1 protein-coding gene is annotated in these 703 nt (G+C 49.8%); it reads right to left on the reverse strand.

Annotated features, from left to right (window positions below; genetic code table 11):
- Nucleotides 1-703: aldehyde dehydrogenase family protein (locus tag R7Z50_RS27480; protein ID WP_318149746.1), on the reverse strand; the 703-nt coding region annotated here is incomplete at both ends.

The following is a 703-nucleotide window of genomic DNA, read 5'->3' on the forward strand; positions in this document are numbered from 1 at the left end:
TTGGATGATGGTGTACACCGTTGCATCCAAATCACCGTAGTTATCAGAGATGACCATCGGGTTGTTGCCGCCCATTTCTAGCGCTAACATCTTGCCTGGTTGACCTGCAAACTGACGATGCAGAATGTGACCCGTGTTCGCACTGCCCGTAAACAGAATGCCATCAATACCTTTCGCATCAGCCAGCGCAATACCAGTTTCCTTCGCACCTTGAACAAGGTTGATAACGCCTTTTGGTAAACCCGCTTCTTCCCACAATTTCATAGCTAGCTCGCCAGTCCAAGGCGTTTGCTCAGATGGTTTGAACACAACTGTGTTCCCCGCTAGCAAGGCAGGAACGATGTGGCCATTCGGTAAGTGACCAGGGAAGTTATATGGCCCAAACACCGCCATTACGCCAAGAGGGCGATGTCGCAATACAATCTGGTTGCCCGCAGCTTCGCGAGTCGCTTCACCAGTACGGTCATGGTAGGCACGAATAGAAATAGCGATTTTTCCAGCCATTGCAGCCGCTTCTGTGCGTGTTTCCCAAATTGGTTTACCCGTTTCTTTCGCGATCACTTCGGCAATTTTTTCACTGTTTTCTTTCACTTTTTCAGCAAAAGCCAACACAATTGCTTCGCGTTCAGCGAATGGACGTTTTTTCCATTCGACGAACGCAGCACGCGCTGCAGCAACGGCTTGGTCTACTTGTTCCGTCGTT

Source organism: Vibrio sp. 1249-1 (assembly GCF_033340495.1).